This window comes from Sphingomonas sp. LT1P40 (assembly GCF_036663835.1).
In the GTDB taxonomy this organism is placed as follows: domain Bacteria; phylum Pseudomonadota; class Alphaproteobacteria; order Sphingomonadales; family Sphingomonadaceae; genus Sphingomonas.
In genome coordinates this window covers 1,269,871-1,288,176 of sequence record NZ_JAXOJT010000001.1, presented here as the reverse complement: position 1 = coordinate 1,288,176, position 18,306 = coordinate 1,269,871, and the positions used below count along the sequence as shown (strand labels likewise).

Genomic DNA, 18,306 nt, shown 5'->3' with positions numbered 1-18,306 from the left:
AGAGGGCTAAGAAGAGGCGGCCTTGTCTCAACTGCCACCAGCGCTAGGGTCGCTGCAGATGCCCGACCGCCTTTACCTCTACACCATCCCCCCGCATCGCGCCTTTGCCGATGCCCTCGCGCAGGGGCTGATCCGGCGGTTCGGCGGCGACCCAATGCGCCTAGCGCGGGGCATTGTCCTCGTCCCCACCAATCGTGCGAAACGCGCCATCACCGATGCCTTCGTGCGGGCGAGCGGGGGTGGGTTGTTGCTGCCCCGGCTGGTGGCAATTGGCGATCCGGAGCTGGACGAGGCGGCGGGGCCGTTTCTGGATCCTGCCGATGATGATGTGGCGATTGCGCCCGCCGTGAACCCGCTGCAGCGGCGGCTGATCCTGGCGCGGCTGGTGCAGGCGGGTGATCCGGGCGTGGACGCGGCGGAGGCGGTGCGGCTGGCGGGGGAGTTGGGGCGGACGCTGGACCAGTTGCTGGTCGAGGAAGTCGATCCCCGGCGGATGCGTGAGATCGAGGTGGGCGAGTTGTCGGCGCATTGGCAGCGTTCGCTCGACCTGTTCGAGATCGCGCTGAGCAAATGGCCGCAGGAGCTTGAAAAACTGGGCCGGATCGATCTGGCGGCGCGGCGCAATGCGTTGCTGGACCGGGTGTCGATGCGGTGGCGGGATGAGCCGCCTGACCGGTTTGTCTGCGCGGCGGGGATCACGACGGCGGCACCGGCGATTGCGCGGTTGCTTCGCGTGGTGGCGGGATTGCCCGGCGGGATGGTGGTGTTTCCCGGTATCGATCTGGCGATGGGGTCGGACGAGTGGGATTTGTTGGGGCCGTTCAAGCCCGATCCGGCGACGGGGCGGCGCAAACGGTCTTTGGAAACACATCCGCAATATCATCTGAAGCTGTTGCTTGACCGGATGGATGTCCCTCGCGCGGAGGTGCAGCAATGGCGGGTGGCGACCGAGTTGGATGCGCCACCCGCCCGCAGCAAGGCGATTGCCAGTGCGATGATGCCCGCCGATTTGACCAAGGGGTGGAGCGACCTGCCCGCCGCCGAACGCCGTCTTTCCGGCGTGCGCGCGATCGAGGTGGCGACGCCGGCCGAGGAGGCGCAGGCGATTGCGCTGGCGCTGCGGGAAGCGTTGGAAACGCCGGGGCGGACGGCGGCGCTGGTGACGCCGGATCGGGCGCTGGCGCGGCGGGTGGCTGCGCATGTTGCGCGCTGGGGGCTGGGGATCGACGATTCCGCCGGTGCGCCGCTCGCGAGCCTGCCGCCGGGAACCTTGTTGCTCGCGTTGGCCGAGGCGGGGGCGCAGGGGTTTGCGCCGCTGGCGCTGCTGACGCTGCTGAAGCATCCGCTGGTCGCGGCGGGTGAGGATCGGCTGGGCTGGCTGGAGGGTGCGCGGTCGCTCGATCTGGCGTTGCGTGGGCCGCGTCCGGCGGCGGGGCTAGCGGGTATCGACGCGCATCTTGCGAATGCCGATGGGTATGATGCGCGGGTGCGGGCGGCGGCACTCGGGTGGTGGCGTGATGTGAGGCCGCAGCTGGAGCCACTGGAAGCGCTGTATGCGGGCGGGGCCGCACCGCTGCCGGGCTTGCTGGCGCAATTGCGTGAAACGGCGACGGCTTTGTGCGGTGACGGCTTGTGGGGGCGGACCGAGGGGCGCGCGGCGGCGACGTTGCTGGACGATCTGGAGCGGGAAGCACCGCACGGTCCGGCGCTGGTCGAGCCGGAGAGTCTGGCGGCGATGCTGCGGACATTGATGGACGAGGTTGCGGTGCGACCGCCGCAGGGCGGGCATCCGCGGCTGGCGATCTATGGCTTGATCGAGGCGCGGTTGCAGGCTGCCGATCTGGTCATTCTGGGCGGATTGAATGAGGGCGTGTGGCCCGGGCTGCCTGCACCCGATCCGTGGCTGGCGCCGCGTATTCGGAGCGAATTGGGGCTGCCGGGGCTGGAGCGGCGGATCGGGTTGTCGGCGCATGATCTGGCGATGGGGCTGGGTGCGCGCGAGGTGCTGTTGACGCGGGCGCGGCGCGATGCGGGGGCACCGACGATTGCGTCGCGATTTTGGTTGCGGTTGGAGGCGTTGTCGGGCGGGCTGGAGCGCGCGGCAGTGTTGGAGAGCTGGGCGCGGGCTATCGACGACCCGGGCGAGCATGCGCCGGTGGATCGGCCCGAGCCTTGTCCACCCGCTGCCGCCCGGCCGCGCGATATCCCGGTGACGGATGTCGATCGGTTGAAGGCGGACCCGTACGCTTTTTATGCCAAGCGGATGCTGCGGCTGCGTGCGCTGGACCCGGTGGATGCGGATCCCAGCGCGGCATGGCGCGGGACCGCGGTGCATGATGTGCTGGAGCAATGGGCGAAGCTGGACGCGTGTGCGCCGGACGCGCTGGAGCCGCGCGTGCTGACGATGCTGGCCCAAGCGCATCCGATGATGCGGGCGTTGTGGCAGCCGCGATTGATCGAGGCGGTGCGCTGGATCGTGCGCGAGCTGGCGGCGCGACCGGAGCGGCGGGTGATTGCGGTGGAGCAGAGCGGCTCTGTCGAAATTGCTGGCGTGAAATTGAGCGGCAAGTTCGACCGGATCGATGCGATGGGCGACGGCACGATCGGGGTTGTCGATTACAAGACCGGGCAGCCGCCAACTACGAAGGCGGTGCGCGCGGGGTATAGTTTGCAGCTGGGGTTGCTGGGACTGATCGCGGAGCGCGGCGGGTTTGCCGGCATTGCCGGGCGGGCGAGTGCGTTTGAGTATTGGTCGCTGGCGCGCAAGGGTGGGGAGTTCGGGTATGTCGCGACGCCGGTCGATCCGGCGGGGAAGCGCGACCGGATTCCGACGGACGAATTCGTCAGGATCGCGGCGGCGAACTTTTCGGATGTGGCGGGGGCGTATTTGACCGGGGATACACCGTTTGTGGCGAAGCTGCACCCGGAGTATGCGCCCTACTCGGAATATGACCAGCTGATGCGGCGGGATGAGTGGTATGGCCGGAATTAGCTCGGGTGCGCTCCCCTCGCTGAAAGGCAACCAGGCGGCGGCATCCAGTCCGGATGGTAGTGTGTGGCTGTCGGCGTCGGCCGGGACGGGCAAGACGCAGGTGCTGGCGGCGCGGGTGTTCCGGTTGTTGCTGCGTGGCGTCGATCCGGGAGCGATCTTGTGCCTGACCTTTACCAAGGCGGGTGCGGCGGAGATGGCGGCGCGGGTCAGCGGGCGGCTGGCGCATTGGGTGCGGGCACCGCGTGCCGAGGTGTTCAACGATCTGGAGGCGCTGGGCGAGGTTGCGGATGACGCGCGGATCGCGCTGGCGCGGACGTTGTTCGCGAAGGTGCTGGATGCGCCGGGGGGCGGGCTGCGGATCCAGACGATCCACAGTTTCTGCCAGACCTTGCTGTCGGCATTTCCGGTCGAGGCGGGGCTGACGCCGGGGTTTCGGCCGCTGGAGGCGCGCGAGGAGCGGACGTTGCAGCGCGAGACGCTGGCGGAGATGCTGGCCGATGCGGGGCGCGAGGGGCGCGAAGGGCTGATCGACGCGGTCGGGGCGCTGAGTTTGCGGCTGGGCGAGGGCAAGGCGGAGGCGTTCTTGCATGCGTGCGCGCGGGCGCCGGATGCGATGGCGGCGTTGCCGTCAGGGTTGCAGCCGTTTTTGCGGCGCGGTCTGAATCTGCCTTCAGGCGACGTGCTCGAAGAAGCTGCGAACTGGTGTTCGGACGATGCGTTCGACGTCGCGGGGCTGCGGCGGATGGCGGATGCCAATCATGCCTGGGGGACGGCGACGGGGATCGAGGCGGCGAGCGTGGCGGGGGCGTGGCTGGACGCGGAACCGGCGGCGCGGGTGGCGATGCTGGGTGAGCTGAAGAAGCTCGCGCTGACCGCCAAGGACGAGCCGCGCAAGGTGTCGTCGCGGCTGGCGGCTTTGGATCCGGACTACGAGACGCTGGCGGCGGAGCTGGGGGAGGCGTGCATCGGCGTGCTCGGGATGATCGCGCGGGCAGGATACGCCGATCTGCTGGCGCAGGGGCTGGCGGCGGGACGGGAATATTCGGCGGCCTATGTCCATGCCAAGCGGCGCGCGGGAGCGGTGGATTTCGACGATCTGATCCGGCGGACGGTGGCGTTGCTGGATCAGCTCGGAATGGGCGACTGGATCCGGTTCAAGCTGGATCAGGCGACCAGCCATGTGCTGATCGACGAGGCGCAGGACACCAATATCAACCAGTGGCGGATCGTCCGCGCATTGGCCGACGAGTTTTTCGCAGGCGAGGGCGCGCATGGCGAGGAAGTGCGGACGCTGTTCACCGTGGGGGATTACAAACAGGCGATCTTTGGCTTTCAGGGGACTGATCCAGTCAATTTCGCGGCAGCGCACCGGCATTTCAGCGAGCGATCGGATGGCGCGTTGGAGACCCTCTCACTGACGCATTCTTTCCGCTCGACATTGCCGATTCTGGAGTTTGTCGACGAGGCGGTGGCGGCGCTGCCGGAGCCGGGGATGGGGACCGAGAGCGAGGCGCATGCCAGCCGGGTCGAGGGGCCGGGTATGGTGACATTGTGGCCGCCGGTGGTGGCGGGCGGCGATCCCGAAGATGAGGAAAGCTGGGTCGACGATGCGACACGCGAACTGGCGAACCGGATCGCGCGCTATATCAAGCGGATGACCGATGGCAGCGTGCTGAAGCGGGACGGGACGCCGCTGGAAGCGAAGGACGTGATGATCCTGGTCAAGCGGCGCGGGGAACTGGCGTCGTTGCTGGTCGCGCGGCTCTATGCCGAGGGGGTAGCGGTCGCTGGGGTGGACCGGTTGCGGCTGAACGCGCCGCTGGCGGTGCAGGATTTGCTGGCGGCAGTGCGCTTTGCGTTGCAGCCGGACGATGATCTGTCACTGGCGGCGCTGTTGGCGTCACCGTTGATCGGGTGGACCCAGGACGAGTTGATGCATGCCGCGATGCGGTCGCGCGGGAGCCTGTGGCGGCATTTGCGTGCCACGCAGACGCCGGAGCGTTTGGCTCCGTTGCAGGGACTGCTTGCGCGGGCAGATTTCCAGACGCCCTATCGGTTTCTGGAGGATATATTGTCCGGCCCGCTGGACGGGCGTCGGAAACTGGTGCGACGACTGGGGCGTGAGGCGCTGGACCCGGTCGAGGAATTGCTGACGGCGGCTCTGGGGTTCGAGGGGCTGGCGACGCCGACGTTGCAGCGGTTTCTGGACTGGTTCGACCGGGGTGATGTCGAGATCGTCCGCGATTCCGCGACGCCGCAGGCGGCGGTACGGGTGATGACGGCGCATGGGGCAAAGGGGTTGCAAGCGCCGTTGGTCATTCTGGCGGATGCTTGCGCCGACCCGAGCGGCGGCAACAAGATGTTCGATTTCGTGAAATGGGCACCCGAGGGGCAGGCGCCGTTTCCGGTGTTCCGGCCGGGCAAGGCCGAGCGTGGCGGGCCGGTGGACGATGTCGTCGCGCTGGTCGACGCGCGCGAACTGGAGGAGCATTGGCGGCTATTCTACGTCGCGGCGACGCGGGCGGAGGAGCGGCTGGTGATTGCGGGCGCGCTGGGGCCGAAGGCGAAGGGCGAGGCTCCGGCGGCCAGCTGGTATGCGGCATCACGGGCAGCGTTCGATACGCTGGGAGTCGAGGAATTTGACGGCGAGCGGGTGTTTGGCGGGCGGGTGCCGGGCGTTGCGGTCGTGCGCAAGTGTGGCATAGCGGCGGTGGCTGAGGCGGTGGCAGCGCTGCCGGATTGGGTGACGCAGGCGGCACCGGTCGAGGCGCGGCCTTCGCGTCCGTTGGCACCGTCTTCCCTGGGCGACGATCTGGTGTCCGATCCGCCACCGGGACCGGCGTTGCGGGCGGCGGCGGAGCGCGGGCGGTTGATCCATGCGTTGCTGGAACGGTTACCGGCGGTAGCGGTCGAGCGGCGTGGCGAGGTGGCGGAGCACTGGCTGGCCGGGGCTGGAGGGGTTGACGATGCGGGCGCGCGGGCTGAACTGGCTGCGGCGGCGCTGGCTGTGCTGAGCGACACGCGGTTCGCCGATCTGTTCGGACCGGACGCGCTGGCGGAGGCACCGATCGCGGCGGTGGTCGCGGGCGGGCATGTTGTGTCGGGGACGGCGGATCGGCTGCTGGTCACTGACGATCGCGTGCTGGTGGTGGATTTCAAAACCGGGCGGCGCGCGCCGGATACACTGGCCGATGTGCCGCCTTATCATATCCGGCAGATGGCAGCCTATGTCGCGGCGCTGGAGGTGGTGTTTCCGGGACGGCGGGTGGAGGCGGCGTTGCTCTACACGGCGGGTCCGGTGCTGCACGCGCTGCCCGACGATCTGGTCGCGGCGCACAAGCCGGGCTTCGCCGGGACGGAGGAAACTTTGGTGCCGGGCGCTTGAGACAGGCGCGCTGCGACCCTAACTTGGCAACAATAGTTCAGGAGAATGAAAATGGCCAAGGCCGTCACCGATGCATCGTTTGAAGCCGACGTTCTGAAATCCGAAAAGCCCGTGCTGGTCGATTTCTGGGCGGAGTGGTGCGGCCCGTGCAAGCTGATCGGGCCGAGCCTTGAGGAACTGTCGGAAGAACTGGCCGACAAGGTGACGATCACCAAGCTGAATATCGAGGAAAATCCGGATACGCCGGGCCAGCTGGGTATTCGCGGCATTCCGACGCTGTTCCTGTACAAGAATGGCGAGAAGGTCGCGCAACAGGTCGGCATTCAGGACATCAATACGAAGTCCAAGCTGAAGGCGTGGATCGAGAGCATCGTGTAATGTGGCGATGGGTTGCGGGTGCCGCTATGGCGCTGCTTGCAATGCCGCTCGCTTATTGGGGCATCGGTGAATGGACCAGTTCAGGTCGCGCCCCTCGTATTGTCGCGGCCAATTGGGATCGTTTGACGAACGTCGTTTTTGGGTATGATCCACACACGCGCTGTCGATTGCCGAGTGAGACTACGGCGAACGGTTTCAAGATCGCCCGATCCTTGTCCGAGCGCCTATGTTACGATTTCGAATCTCCGCGACGATTTGTCGGAGTTTATTTTCAAGAGTTTGAAGGCGATTCTCTGATTGAAGGTAAGGATTCAGGCCCACCCTATCGTGAAGCCGAAGAAACGATATGGCCAGAGTTCGACGATTTGACGCAGTACGCAGTTGGCACCAGGCCCCTGCTGGAAAAGCCAGATGGTCGCACCCGAGCGTTTGAGGTCGAATTTGTCGGCCGAAAAACCCTGAAAAAGGGTCGGCATGGCCATATGGGGACGTCCGACCATAGTTTTGTTGTCGATCGAGTAGTCCGGGCGCATCAGATTTATGAGAGCCAGAACAAAGGATATGCTGGCCCCGACATAATTATACGTAAGCCCTTCAGCTCCGGTAATCCGCGTTGATCGAGATGTAGCCGTGCGTCAGGTCGCAGGTCCACACGGTGGCGCGGCCTTCGTCGAGACCGAGATCGACGCCGATCTCGATGTCCTGTCCTTTCAGATGCGCGGCAACGGGAGCTTCGTCATAGCCTTCGACCGCGAGGCCCGCCTGCGCCACCTGCACGCCGCCGAAGCTGATGCCGAGCTTGTCGCGGTCGGCGGGCTCGCCGGCCTTGCCGACGGCCATGACGATGCGGCCCCAATTGGCGTCCTCACCCGCGATGGCGGTTTTGACCAAAGGTGAGTTGGCGATGCTGAGTGCGATGCGGTGCGCGCTCTTGTCGCTTTCCGCGCCCTCGACATCGATGCGGATGAACTTCGATGCGCCTTCGCCGTCGCGGACGACGAGGTGGGCGAGGCGGAGGCAGAGGTCGGTGAGCGCGGCGCGGAAGGCGTCGGCACCGTCATCATCGTCGTCGGCCAGCGGTGCATTGCCCGCCGCCCCGGTGGCAAAGGCGAGGACGGTGTCGCTGGTCGAGGTGTCGCTATCGACGGTGATGCACGAGAAGGATTTGGTGTTGGCCTCGCTCAGCGCGCGTTGCAGCCACGCCGGATCGACGGCGGCGTCGGTGAACACGTAACCCAGCATCGTCGCCATGTCGGGCGCGATCATGCCGCTGCCCTTGATAATCCCGACGAGGGAGACGGTCTTGTCGCCTATGACGGCGGTGGTGACCGCGCCCTTGGCGAAGGTGTCGGTGGTGCCGATCGTGTTGGCGGCATCCTCCCAGCCGCAGGGCGTGGCGGTGAAGGCGGCATCAAGGCCCGCTTCGGCCTTGTCGATGGGGAGGGGGACGCCGATCACGCCGGTCGAGCTGACGAACACGTCAGAGGGGTTACAACCGAGATGCTGTGCGGTGCGGGCGGCGATAGCTTCGACCGCCGCGCGGCCTCTGTTGCCGGTGAAGGCGTTGCTGTTGCCCGCGTTGACGACCAGCGCACGCGCCTTGCCGAGGATCAGCGCGTCGCGGCACCATTCGACTTCGGGCGAGGGGCATTTGCTGGTGGTAGTGACGCCTGCTACGGCGGTGCCTTCGTCGAGCGTGACGAAGGTGAGGTCGCAGCGGTCCCATTCCTTGTAGCGCGCGCGGGCGACGCGGAGGGCGACGCCCGCGATCGGGGGGAGGTAGGGAAAACCGAGCGGAGCGAGGGGGGAGCGAGTCATTGCGTTTCCTTTAGCCGACCGCGCTCGCCGCGCTCAACACGGCGCGGACGCTGGCGGTGGCGACGTCTTCGTCGATGCCGACGCCCCACACCGTGCGGCCATCGGCGGTGCGGCATTCGACATAGGCGGCGGCCTGGGCGGTAGAGCCGTGGCCGATCGCGTGTTCGGCGTAATCGGCGATGTCGAGGTCGATGCCGAAGCCTTCGCGCATCGCAGCGACGACACTGGAGATCAGCCCGTTGCCGCGCCCGCTGACTGATTTCTGGACGCCATCGACCTCGACCGCGCCCGCGAAGATGCGTTCGCCATTGGCGGCGCGGGTTTCATCATAGGCGCCCAGCGTGAAGCGTTGCGGCACCTCAAGGCGATAGGCGCGGACGAACGCGCCCCAGATGTCCTGGGCGTTGAGCTCCCGGCTGCTCTCGTCTGCAAGGCGCTGAACGTGACGGCTGAAATCAGCTTGCAGGCGCTTTGGGAGTTTCAGCCCCTTATCCTGTTCGATCACCCAGGCGACGCCACCCTTGCCGCTTTGCGAATTGACGCGGATTACCGCTTCGTAGCTGCGGCCAAGATCGGCGGGATCGATGGGGAGGTAGGGGACTTCCCACAACATATCGTTCTTCGCGTCCTGCGCGGCGAAACCCTTTTTGATCGCGTCCTGATGGCTGCCGGAAAAGGCGGTGAACACCAGATCGCCGGCATAGGGCGTGCGCGGATGGACTGGGATATTGGTGCAATATTGCACCGTGTTCACGATCTCGTCGATGTCGGAGAAGTCGAGGCCGGGGTCGATACCCTGTGTGTACATATTCAGCGCGACGGTCACGAGATCGCAATTGCCGGTGCGCTCGCCATTGCCAAGCAGGCAGCCCTCGACCCGGTCTGCCCCGGCCATCAGCCCCAGCTCCGCCGCCGCGACGCCGGTGCCGCGATCGTTATGCGTATGCAGCGAGACGATCACGGCATCGCGGTTGGGGATGTTGCGACAGAAATACTCGATCTGGTCGGCATAGATGTTCGGCGTTGCCGCTTCGACCGTAGCGGGCAGGTTGAAGATGATCGGCTTGTCGGGCGTTGGCTGGAGCACGTCCATCACCGCCGCGCACACCTCGACCGAGAAGTCGATCTCGGCGGTGGAGAAGGTCTCGGGTGAGTATTCGAAGCGCCAGTCGGTATCGGGCCGGGCGGCGGCGTTGTCGCGCAACAGCTTTGCTGCTTCGATGGCGATGCCCCTGATCTCGTCGCGGGTCATCCCGAACACAATCTTGCGCCAGGCAGGCGAGACCGCGTTATAGACATGAACGATGCCGGTCTTGGCACCGGCCAAGCTGTTGAAGGTGGTTTCGATCAGGTCGCGGCGCGCCTGTGTCAGCACTTGTACCGTCACGTCGTCAGGGATGCGACCGTCGCGGACGAGGCCGGAGATGAAATCGAACTCGGTCGCTCCGGCGGCGGGAAAGCCGACCTCGATTTCCTTAATCCCGACGCGACAGATCAGGTCGAAGAAGCGCGTCTTTTTTTCCGCATCCATCGGGTCGATCAGTGCCTGATTGCCATCGCGCAGGTCGGTGGAAAGCCAGCGTGGCGCGCGGGTGATCGTCCTCGAGGGCCATTGCCGGTCAGGCAGGTCGATCTGGGGGAAGGGGCGGTATTTGACGCTGGGGTCGCGCAACATGGTCATGGCGTTTCTCTTGGCAGGACGATTGGCGTTCAGGGTTCAATTTGCCCTTAAGGCCGTGTGCGCTGGCGGATGGCCGCGCGGGGACACGCGCCTTAAGGGCGCGTAAGTCGTGCAAGGAGGAGAAGGCCATGGATGGCGGTCATGCGCGGGGTAATGGCGAAGTGGGCCGGGGCTGTCCAGTGCGAAAGGCGAGTGGTGGCGCAAGTCACTGATTTTAAAGAAATGCGCGCGATAACGATGCCGGTTCCAAGTGGAGTGCACGCGTATGTTGCAGCTTGTCTATGTCAGTTCGGTCACGCCGGGACAGGTGATTTCGCTCGGCAATATTCTGACCGTATCGCGGCGCAACAACGCCCGGGACGGGATCAGTGGGCTGCTCTATGCCGATGCCAGCCGGTTTCTTCAGGCGCTGGAGGGGCCGGAGAACAAGCTGCTGGAGGCGATGGCGCGGATCGAGCAGGACACGCGCCATCGCGCCGTTGTGATGCTGTCGATGCGAAACGTCGAGACGCGCGAGTTCGGTCAATGGGCGATGGCACACCGTGATCCGGGCACCGACGCCGACGCTGTTATCGCCCGTATCGGCCAGCTTGCGGCCAATGCCTCGCCCAGCGTGCGCGCGACGTTCGAGGGGTTTTGTCAGGTGCGCCGCGCGGCGTGAACCGCGCGGCGCGACTGGTTATTTCTGGAACGCGGCGGCGATTTCCAGCTTCACTTCGTCGCTGACCATCGGGACAGCATAGCCGAGGCCATAATCGCTGCGCTTGACCGTGGCTTCCGCCTCGAACCCGACATTTTCCTTGCCGCCCATCGGGGCCGGAGCCTTGCCCGCGCCATAGAAATCCACGTCGAGGACGATCTGTTTCGTCACGCCGTTGAGCGTGAAATTCCCGGTCACCTTGGCCTCATCGCCACCGCCATCGACGACGACGCTGGTCGATACGAACTTGGCGTCAGCCGGGGTCGCGCCGAAGAAATCGGGCTTCTTGCCGTCCTTGCCGGGGCTGAGCAGGTGCGCGGTGAAGCCGGGGACAGCGGTCGCCATCTTCGACACCGGGATGGTCACGTCGACTTTCGACGCGGACGGGTTCTTGGGATCGAGCGTCAGCGTGCCGGTGACCTGACCGAACAGGCCGTAAAGCGGGGAGAAGCCAAGATGATCGACTTCCCACTTTACCAGCGTGTGGTTGGGATCGACTGTGTAAGTGCCGCCGGTGAGCGCGGCGGTGCTCTTCGAGCCGGGCTTTTGCATCTGTTGCGCGATAATCGGAGTGGCGATGGCGGTGGTCGCAACGAGCGCGGCGATAATGAGGCGCATGGAAATCTCCCGGAAATGAAGTCGGTGCCACTTCTCTCGCAAGGAAGCGTGACGGTCAAACAACGATCCGGGAACACAAGGTTTCCGGTTATTCGCTCTTCATCACAAACGCCGGACCGAGGTCGATCGTGCGCGCGCCGTCGCCCAGTGTGAGTGCGGCGTTGACCTGACCGGCCGTGTAGTCGGCGGCGGCGATCCCCTTGATATGCACCAGCTTCCACTCGCTGGTGAGTTCGACCCGGCCAGCGACGATCGGGGCATAGGGAGCACTGTTCTGCTGAATCGTTGCGCCGACATCGGCCCGCCCGTCGCCGGCATCGGCAATACGTGCCCAGAAGGCGAGGATCAGCTTGTCGCCCTTTGCCACGCCCTTTTGTACCGGCACCGACGCGCCGATATCCCATGGATTGGCGGGTTTGCTGGCAATGGTGACGCGCATCGCTATGCCGCCCTGCACCGCTGCGTCCTTGCGCGCCTTATGCGTTTGGCCGGGGCCGAACACATTCCACCCGGCGGTGGGTTCGTTGAGCATCGGCGGCGGTGCGGCGGCGGTCTGCGCGAGAGCAGCGGCTCCGGTCAGTGCGATGGCGATTGCGGCCAGTGCAAGTCGGATCTGGATCACGATTTCTCTCCCTTTTTATCGCCCGAGTCGATTGCATGATATTATAGGGACAAGTATCAGATCAATCTAATACCAATTGGCAAAGGATCGATCCGATGTTGACCGCGCTTTCACGCTGGAAATTCGTGTTGAGCCTGGTTCCCTTGGCGGGGGTTGCGGCGTCCGAACCGCAGGAAGCGCGCACCGGTAGCTACGAGCTGGTGTGGGAGGACGAGTTCGACCGCGACGGTCTGCCCGATCCGGCGAAATGGATTTGGGACACGCACGCCAACAAGACTGGCTGGTACAACAAAGAACTGCAATACTATGCCGCCGACCGGTCCGAAAACGCGCGGGTTGAGAAGGGGCGTCTCATTATCACCGCGCGCAAGGAGACGCTGAGCGATCGGGCCGATCATGGTGGACAGAAATACACGTCCGCGCGGTTGATTACGAAGGGCAAGGCGGAATGGACCTATGGCATGATCGAGGTCCGCGCGAAGCTGCCCTGTGGTAAGGGGTCATGGCCGGCGATCTGGACGCTGGGATCGACGGCGAGCCATCCCGATGGCGGCGAGATCGATATCATGGAACATGTCGGCATGACTCCCGGCGACGTGTTCGGGACCGTGCATACGCGCGCCAGCGTGGGGACGTCCGGCAATGGCGCCAAGGTTGTGGTGGCTGATGCGTGCGAGGCGTTTCACGATTATCAGCTGGTGTGGACGCCGAAGGAGTTGCGCTTTGCCGTCGATGGCAAGGCGTATCACAAATACGTGAATGAGGGCACCGGTGTTGCGCAATGGCCGTTCGACAAACCGCAATATTTGTTGCTGAACCTAGCGGTCGGCGGGGCGATGGGTGGCGCTGTGGACGACGCGATTTTTCCGGCGACGTTCGAGATCGAACATGTCCGGGTTTATCAGCGAAAGCCCTGAATCTTTTCGATCTGGCCGGTCACCAGTTTTGCGAGGAGGCGGTGATCGGCGAGCGAGGGGTGGCCGTGGCAGCCGGCGAGGTCGAGGCCAGTGAAATGCAGCAGCGTGACGCGACCGGGCAATGACGCTGTCAGGTCGGACGCGACCTTTTCGACCTCGGCATAATATAAGTCCGCCCCCATCAGGATGAAGCGTGCCTGCGGCTCGCGCGCCGCAAGGTGGGTGACGAAGGTGACGTAACGCCTGTGATAATCCGTCTTGAGTGCATCGGCGCTCCCCCAAGGTTCGCCGGGTTTCAAGGCGGTGGAAAAATCGTTGCCGCCAAGGTTGATGACGATCACATGTGGTTGCCATGCGATGTCGTCGCGGGGCGAGGCGTCGTTGCCTGGAATGGCGCGCGGATAGATGGTGGGCAGGCTTTGGCCGCGCACGTTGCCGTCATAGTTGCGGACAACCCCGAAGCCGGAAAAGGCGTTGATGCGATAGTCGGCGTTCAGGCCGCGCGCGGCGATCGGGCCGAATGCCTGGCTGGTGTCGGTGAGGTCGTGGACCTGTTGTCCGGTGCATTTTTGACCAGGCGCGGTGTTGCCGTAGCCGACGGTGAAACTGTCGCCGATGAACTCGATCCGGCGCGGGCGGGGTTTTGCGGGGAGAGGCGTGCCGCCGACAGCCTCGAATTCGATGAAACGGCTGCTGCCGAATTGGGTCTCGGTGAGCTTGTCGAGGCGGACGACGTGCTCGCCGTCGGGAAGTCCGCTGATGGTCGTATCGACCATGCCGGGCGCGCGGAAGACGGTGTGCTCCACCCCGTCGATCGAGAGCCGGATATGGTCGGTCGGCGCATCGAACCGCACGCGGACGGCGGTGCCGCGAAACCGCCCCTCGATATAGATTCCGGGCCAGCCGAAGCTGAAGCTGCCGTCCGCTGCCGCCACGACCCGACCAGCGGTGTGGACGGGAAGGGCAACGTTTGTCTGCGCCAGAGCGGGCACAGCGAGCGTGATAAAGGCGGCGGCGACCCTAATCATGCAGGATGTGACAGACATCCGGTTGGGGGCGAACGATGCCGCGCGTCGCGCTCGCCAGTGCCGGTTCGTCGATCTGCGTCGCATCGGCCAGCTCGACGCGGATGCGGCCATGGAGCAGGAGGATCGAGCGGATATTGTCGTTGCCGCCAAGTGCGGAGAGGATCGCCGCAGGAAGCGTGGCGGTTTCGGTCGCAGGTTCAGCCGCGACGGATCTGGGTGCAGGCGTGGCGGAAGCGCCGCCCAGCACGCCGCGAATTTCCTCCGCCACCAGATCGGCGATCGGGCCGAGCACGACCTGTGCCGCGCTGGCCGAAGGGCGAATGATGCCGCGTGAGCCGAGGCTGGCGAGCGCGGCGTCATCGATTGCCTTCTGGTCCACGACGATCAGGCGCAGGCGGGTGGTGCAGGCGTCCACGCTGGTCAGATTGGTCGCGCCACCGAGCGCTGCGACAAACGCTGCACCGCGTTCGCTGCCCTTTGACGCGGTCGCGGCTTCGGCGGTTTCGCCGCGCTCGCGCCCCGGCGTGGCGAGGTTGAAGCGGCGGATGGCAAAGCGGAACAGCCCGTAATAGAGCGCGGCATAGGCGGCACCGATCGGCAGCAGCCATAGCGGGTGCGTCGCCAGCTTGAAGTTTAGCACATAGTCGAACAGCCCCGCCGAAAAGCCGAAGCCGAGCTTCACCCCCAGCGCGTCCATCAGCGCCATCGAAATGCCGGTGAGCAGCGCGTGGATCGCGTAGAGCAAGGGGGCGACGAACATGAAGGTGAATTCGATCGGCTCGGTCACGCCGGTCAGGAAGCTGGTGAAGGCCAGGCTGAAGAACATGCCCCCCACCGCCTTGCGTCGATCAAGCCGTGCCTCGTGATACATTGCCAGGCATGCGGCGGGCAGCCCGAACATCATCACCGGGAAGAAGCCGGACATGAATGCGCCGGCGTTCGGATCGCCCTTGAAGAAGCGCCCGAGATCGCCGGTCGCGCCGTTGAAATCGCCGACGACGAACCAGGCGGCGTTGTTGATGATATGGTGGAGCCCGGTGACGATCAGCAACCGGTTGAGCACGCCGAACACGAACAGGCCGACCCCGCCGCTTTCAACGACGGTGCGGCTGGCGCTGTCGATCGCGCCGCTGATATGGGCATAACCATAGCCGATCACCGCTGCGAGCAGCAGTCCGGCGACGCTGCTGGCGATTGGGACAAAGCGTCGCCCGCCGAAGAAGGCGAGATATTCGGGTAAGGCGATCGTCGCAAAGCGGTTGTAGAATTTTCCGGCGATCAGGCCGGACAGGATGCCGATCGGAACCTCCAGCTTGTCGATCTGGCCAAGCGCCCAGTCCTTTGCCGCGAGCGCGGCCGCCGCGTCGGGCAATCCCGCGCCGATCTCTGGCGGTGCGATCAGGAACGTCTGCGCACCGGTGACGGTCACCAGATAACAGGTGACCCCGGCGAGCGCCGCCGCACCATTGCCGTCTCGTGCAAAGCCGACCGCGACGCCGATCGCAAACAGGATTCCGAGATTGGCGAAAATGGCCGATCCCGCCGCCGAGATGAAAGCGATATCGAGCAGATCGGGCGCGCCGATCCGCAGCAGCAGCCCGGCGATCGGCAGCGCTGCGATCGGCAGCATCAGCGCGCGACCGAGTGGCTGAAGCGTTTCGAGGATCTTTCTCATGGGCAGGACTCCTCGAATGCGCGAGCCAGTGCGCGGACTTCGGCAGCGGAGGTGCAGGCCAGTGCGCGCTCCGCATGGTCGCGGGCGTCGCCGAGAGTGAGGGTGCGGACGATCGCTTTCGCCTCGGCCACGAAGCCGGGGACGGTGGACAATTCGGTCGCGCCCAGGCCGATCAGGATCCGCACGGCTGCGGGATCGGAAGCAAGGCCGCCACAGACGCCGACCCAACGGCCTTGCGCGGTGGCAAGGCGACAGGTCTGCGCGATCATGCGCAACACGGCGGGGTGCATGGCGTCGACCCCGGCGGCGACTGCGGGATTGCCGCGATCCATCGCAAGCACATATTGGGTGAGATCGTTGGTGCCGATCGACAGGAAGTCGGCTTCGGCGGCGAGCAGATCTGCGGTCATCGCGGCAGCGGGGGTTTCGACCATGACGCCGACCTCGACCGGTTCCGCGATGCCCATTTCGCCACGCAGGCGATCGACGATGGCGCGGACCTGTCGCACTTCGGTGACGCAGGTGACCATCGGGATCATGATGCGGCACTGGCCGACCGGCTGGACGCGCAGAATCGCGCGAATTTGCGTTTCGAGGAGGGCGGGGTGGGCGAGGCCGACGCGGATGCCGCGCTGGCCCAGCGCCGGATTCTCCTCTGCCGCGATCGGGATGTAAGCGGCGGGCTTGTCGCCGCCGACATCGAGCAGGCGGATGATGACCGGCTTACCGGGGAGCGTATCGGCGATGCCCTGATAGGCGGCGTACTGCTCGTCCTCCGACGGTGCGTCGGCGCGATCGAGGAACAGGAATTCGCTGCGGACCAGGCCTGAGCCTTCGGCGCCCTGCCCGGCGGCGGCGCGGGCATCCTCGACGCTCCCGAGATTGGCGAACAGTTCAATGCGCACCCCGTCGGCGGTGTGGCACGTGTCGGACGCGGCGGCGTGCGCGGCGTCGCGGCGGGCCTGGCGAGCGGCGACACGGGCGGTGAAGGCAGTGATTTCTTCGGCGGATGGCGTGGTCGAAACGCAGCCCGCATCGGCGTCGAGCAAGAGTGTCATGCCATCCGCAATCCCGTCGAGCGCGTCGCCCATCGCCACCAGCGCCGGGATGCCCATGCCCGCGCACAGGATTGCCACATGCGAGGTCGGGCCACCATGCGCGAGGCAGATGCCGGCGGGCTTGTTTGCGGCCAGCGCGACCAACTGCGACGGCAACAGATCGTCGGCGACGATAATCGCACCGGTCGGTATCGCCGCAGCTTCCGCCGGTGCTCCGGTGAGCGTCGACAGCACCTGTCGTTCGATGTCGATCAGATCGTCGATCCGCTCCATCAGATGCGCGTTGCCGGTTTGACGCAGCACTTCGATCTGGTCGTGGATCGCGCCACGCCACGCGAATCCGGCGCTGGTGCCTGTGGCGATGCGGGTTTCGGCGGCGGTGAGCAGTGACGGGTCGTCGAGCAGCGAGAGATGCGCCCCCATGACGGCGGCGATGCTTCCGCCCTCGGCATTGGCGCGACCCTCGATCCGATCGCGCACGACGGCACGGGCAGCGGTCAAAGCGGCGCGTTCATGCGCATCGCCCTCGCCCTCAAGCTCGACAACGATGGCGGTTTGACGGAGCCGTGTGACGGGGCCGATAGCGAGGCCGGGAGAGGCGGTGACGCCACCGATTTGGCCGGGCAACAATGCCTCGACCGCAATTGGTGGGGCTGCGTGCGGTGCCGGAACGGCTTCGCCCATATCCGACGCCAACAATGCGACAATCGCGCTGAGCGCAGCCTCGGCATCGTCGCCGCGCGCTTGCACGACGACTTCGTCGCCGAAGCGCGACCCGAGCGCGAGCAATGCGACCGTGCTGCGCGCGTCGCCGCGCTTCTCACCGAGTAGCAGATGCACCTCAGCCTCGAACCCGCGCGCGCACTCGCCGATTCGGGCGGCGGGGCGGGCGTGGATGCCGTGGGGGAGCGAGAGGGTGACGCGATCCTCGATCACGATGCCATCGTCGGAACGGCGGCGCGTGTCGGCGCGGATGAGGGTCAGCGCCATCAGTTCCTCGCACGCACCAACCGCGCGATCCACGGTGCGGCGGGTGATTGTGAACGCCTCTGCATTGGTGACGATGACCGGGGTGATGAGGCTGGTGGCGGAGAGCGCGACGGCATCGAGATCGAAGCGGATCAGCGGGTCGCCGCGCGACACCATTTGCCCCACCTTTGCCAGCGGAGTGAAGCCTTTCCCCTTCAGCGCGACGGTGTCGAGGCCGATATGAATCAGGATCTCCGCTCCCTCCGCGCTGCGCAGCGAGACGGCGTGACCCGAATCGTGGAGCGTGACGATTTCGCCGTCAAATGGCGCGCAGATCGTGTCGTCGAGCGGCTGGATCGCAACGCCGTCGCCCATCATCCGCTGGGCGAATACGGGATCCGGCACCGAATCGAGTGCCGAGGCCCAGCCCCTGAGCGGCGAGGTGACGATCAGCGTCATCGAATA

Annotated in this window: 13 protein-coding genes; 6 read left to right on the top strand and 7 right to left on the bottom strand. The window is 65.7% G+C overall.

Translation table 11 applies throughout. The features are described 5' to 3' along the window. The first annotated feature begins 58 nt into the window (after window positions 1-58). Genes addB through U1702_RS06245 form a run of 4 tightly spaced genes read left to right on the top strand, consistent with a single transcriptional unit; the run spans window position 59 to window position 7,372 of the window. Window positions 59-2,992, top strand: coding sequence for a double-strand break repair protein AddB (gene addB, locus U1702_RS06260; protein ID WP_332723028.1), 2,934 nt, complete (start codon window positions 59-61; stop codon window positions 2,990-2,992). Beyond that, window positions 2,979-6,377 carry a double-strand break repair helicase AddA gene (addA, locus tag U1702_RS06255; RefSeq protein WP_332723027.1) on the top strand — a complete coding sequence of 1,133 codons (3,399 nt, stop codon included), beginning with the start codon at window positions 2,979-2,981 and terminating at the stop codon, window positions 6,375-6,377. Before addB ends, addA begins: the two co-directional genes overlap by 14 nt. 51 nt (window positions 6,378-6,428) lie before the next feature. After that, window positions 6,429-6,755 (top strand): thioredoxin, encoded by a 327-nt coding sequence (gene trxA / locus U1702_RS06250; protein ID WP_332723025.1) that lies wholly within the window; start codon window positions 6,429-6,431, stop codon window positions 6,753-6,755. Window positions 6,756-6,781: 26 nt separating this feature from the next. Further along, a complete protein-coding gene (locus U1702_RS06245; protein ID WP_332723023.1) occupies window positions 6,782-7,372 on the top strand; it encodes a hypothetical protein in 591 nt (196 codons plus the stop codon). Here U1702_RS06245 and argJ read toward each other — a convergent pair. Then, window positions 7,350-8,573, bottom strand: a complete 1,224-nt coding sequence (gene argJ / locus U1702_RS06240) for a bifunctional glutamate N-acetyltransferase/amino-acid acetyltransferase ArgJ (RefSeq protein ID WP_332723021.1) — start codon at window positions 8,571-8,573, stop codon at window positions 7,350-7,352. The genes U1702_RS06245 and argJ overlap by 23 nt on opposite strands. Window positions 8,574-8,583: 10 nt before the next feature. Next, window positions 8,584-10,248: a 2-isopropylmalate synthase gene (gene leuA, locus U1702_RS06235; protein WP_332724601.1), complete on the bottom strand. Its 1,665-nt coding sequence runs from the start codon at window positions 10,246-10,248 to the stop codon at window positions 8,584-8,586. Window positions 10,249-10,519: 271 nt separating this feature from the next. Here leuA and U1702_RS06230 point away from each other — a divergent pair, with 271 nt between their 5' ends. Continuing rightward, window positions 10,520-10,915: a BLUF domain-containing protein gene (locus U1702_RS06230; RefSeq protein ID WP_332723020.1), complete on the top strand. Its 396-nt coding sequence runs from the start codon at window positions 10,520-10,522 to the stop codon at window positions 10,913-10,915. A gap of 18 nt (window positions 10,916-10,933) precedes the next feature. Here U1702_RS06230 and U1702_RS06225 read toward each other — a convergent pair whose 3' ends face one another. After that, window positions 10,934-11,572: a YceI family protein gene (locus U1702_RS06225; RefSeq protein WP_332723018.1), complete on the bottom strand. Its 639-nt coding sequence runs from the start codon at window positions 11,570-11,572 to the stop codon at window positions 10,934-10,936. Window positions 11,573-11,660: 88 nt separating this feature from the next. Continuing rightward, window positions 11,661-12,194 carry a carbohydrate binding domain-containing protein gene (locus tag U1702_RS06220; RefSeq protein WP_332723016.1) on the bottom strand — a complete coding sequence of 178 codons (534 nt, stop codon included), beginning with the start codon at window positions 12,192-12,194 and terminating at the stop codon, window positions 11,661-11,663. A gap of 95 nt (window positions 12,195-12,289) precedes the next feature. Between U1702_RS06220 and U1702_RS06215 the strand changes: the two genes are divergently transcribed. Then, complete coding sequence (locus U1702_RS06215) at window positions 12,290-13,111, top strand: glycoside hydrolase family 16 protein (RefSeq protein ID WP_332723014.1); 822 nt, start codon at window positions 12,290-12,292, stop codon at window positions 13,109-13,111. Here U1702_RS06215 and U1702_RS06210 read toward each other — a convergent pair. The 3 genes from U1702_RS06210 to ptsP are packed head-to-tail and all read right to left on the bottom strand — an operon-like array spanning window position 13,096 to window position 18,300. Beyond that, window positions 13,096-14,139: an SGNH/GDSL hydrolase family protein gene (locus U1702_RS06210; protein ID WP_332723012.1), complete on the bottom strand. Its 1,044-nt coding sequence runs from the start codon at window positions 14,137-14,139 to the stop codon at window positions 13,096-13,098. The genes U1702_RS06215 and U1702_RS06210 overlap by 16 nt on opposite strands. Further along, window positions 14,132-15,814, bottom strand: coding sequence for an N-acetylglucosamine-specific PTS transporter subunit IIBC (gene nagE, locus U1702_RS06205; protein WP_332723010.1), 1,683 nt, complete (start codon window positions 15,812-15,814; stop codon window positions 14,132-14,134). The genes U1702_RS06210 and nagE overlap by 8 nt, the downstream gene beginning before the upstream one ends. Further along, the gene (gene ptsP, locus U1702_RS06200; RefSeq protein WP_332723008.1) at window positions 15,811-18,300 is read right to left on the bottom strand and encodes a phosphoenolpyruvate--protein phosphotransferase; all 2,490 of its coding nucleotides are present in this window, start codon (window positions 18,298-18,300) and stop codon (window positions 15,811-15,813) included. Before ptsP ends, nagE begins: the two co-directional genes overlap by 4 nt. Between the last annotated feature and the right edge of the window lie 6 nt (window positions 18,301-18,306).

Coding starts and splice junctions, on each gene's coding strand:
- addB (WP_332723028.1), top strand. CDS start 59: ATGCCCGACCGCCTTTACCTCTACACCATCCCCCCGCATCGCGCCTTT.
- addA (WP_332723027.1), top strand. CDS start 2,979: ATGGCCGGAATTAGCTCGGGTGCGCTCCCCTCGCTGAAAGGCAACCAG.
- trxA (WP_332723025.1), top strand. CDS start 6,429: ATGGCCAAGGCCGTCACCGATGCATCGTTTGAAGCCGACGTTCTGAAA.
- U1702_RS06245 (WP_332723023.1), top strand. CDS start 6,782: ATGGCGCTGCTTGCAATGCCGCTCGCTTATTGGGGCATCGGTGAATGG.
- argJ (WP_332723021.1), bottom strand. CDS start 8,573: ATGACTCGCTCCCCCCTCGCTCCGCTCGGTTTTCCCTACCTCCCCCCG.
- leuA (WP_332724601.1), bottom strand. CDS start 10,248: ATGTTGCGCGACCCCAGCGTCAAATACCGCCCCTTCCCCCAGATCGAC.
- U1702_RS06230 (WP_332723020.1), top strand. CDS start 10,520: ATGTTGCAGCTTGTCTATGTCAGTTCGGTCACGCCGGGACAGGTGATT.
- U1702_RS06225 (WP_332723018.1), bottom strand. CDS start 11,572: ATGCGCCTCATTATCGCCGCGCTCGTTGCGACCACCGCCATCGCCACT.
- U1702_RS06215 (WP_332723014.1), top strand. CDS start 12,290: ATGTTGACCGCGCTTTCACGCTGGAAATTCGTGTTGAGCCTGGTTCCC.
- U1702_RS06210 (WP_332723012.1), bottom strand. CDS start 14,139: ATGATTAGGGTCGCCGCCGCCTTTATCACGCTCGCTGTGCCCGCTCTG.
- nagE (WP_332723010.1), bottom strand. CDS start 15,814: ATGAGAAAGATCCTCGAAACGCTTCAGCCACTCGGTCGCGCGCTGATG.
- ptsP (WP_332723008.1), bottom strand. CDS start 18,300: ATGACGCTGATCGTCACCTCGCCGCTCAGGGGCTGGGCCTCGGCACTC.